Below are 730 nucleotides of genomic sequence, written 5' to 3'. Positions count from 1 at the left end.
GTTGCAACAATGCCAATCTTAATTAACACTTCTGCTGTTCGTTTAGCTAAAAAGCTATTGCCCCAAAGCTTGTTTCGCCTCTTTTAACTAGCTCCTCCAGCTACAGGTTTGTTGACCAAACTTTAGTAATGAGTGAAAGTTAGTATTGATTGCCATTCGTTCTACCTAAACGAGGATTTCATGGGGAAACCATTAGTTATCTGCAGTATCCTAGGGTTACTTCTAGGAGCGTTCATTTCACTATTGGATGTGGACGATTCTCTAAATGGCCTTTTAATTTCGATTGTGGCTTGTATAGCTGCGGGCTACATAACTGTCTATACAGTTAGAGATTATCCTAACCTATATTCGCTTGTCACGGTTTCAACGACCGTTCCGCTTTTGTTAATCAGTTATGGGATAAGAGATGGTTTAGCCTACACACTGGGTGTAGCATTTATATATGGAATTTGTTCCGTTCAGCTGTTCCTAGCATTAAGAAATTCTTTTCATAATGCAAAAGTTATTTTTAAAAGCTTTAAACCTCGTAAACGCTAAAATGTGGATGCCCCATTCCAATTTGGAACAAAGACCCCATCCACTCTTCATTCACTAGATTTGCCCTATGTAAAGTTATCTGAAAGAGTTTGGAAGTAAGCTTTTCTAACATTATGCGCCATTTGGAAATCTAATATCCCGTTGTTTTATTAACTTATTGATTTGTTAATTGAACTGCTGATCGAAAGGTTGC

The 730-nt window shown here is 37.7% G+C and carries 1 protein-coding gene; it reads left to right on the top strand.

Translation table 11 applies throughout. The features are described from left to right. The first annotated feature begins 180 nt into the window (after positions 1-180). A complete protein-coding gene (locus tag Q4Q52_RS22185; protein ID WP_311991700.1) occupies positions 181-537 on the top strand; it encodes a hypothetical protein in 357 nt (118 codons plus the stop codon). Positions 538-730 lie beyond the last annotated feature (193 nt).

Source organism: Shewanella sp. SP1S2-4 (genome assembly GCF_031932075.1).
GTDB lineage: Bacteria > Pseudomonadota > Gammaproteobacteria > Enterobacterales > Shewanellaceae > Shewanella > Shewanella baltica.
This window is presented reverse-complemented; position numbering and strand designations above follow the sequence as displayed.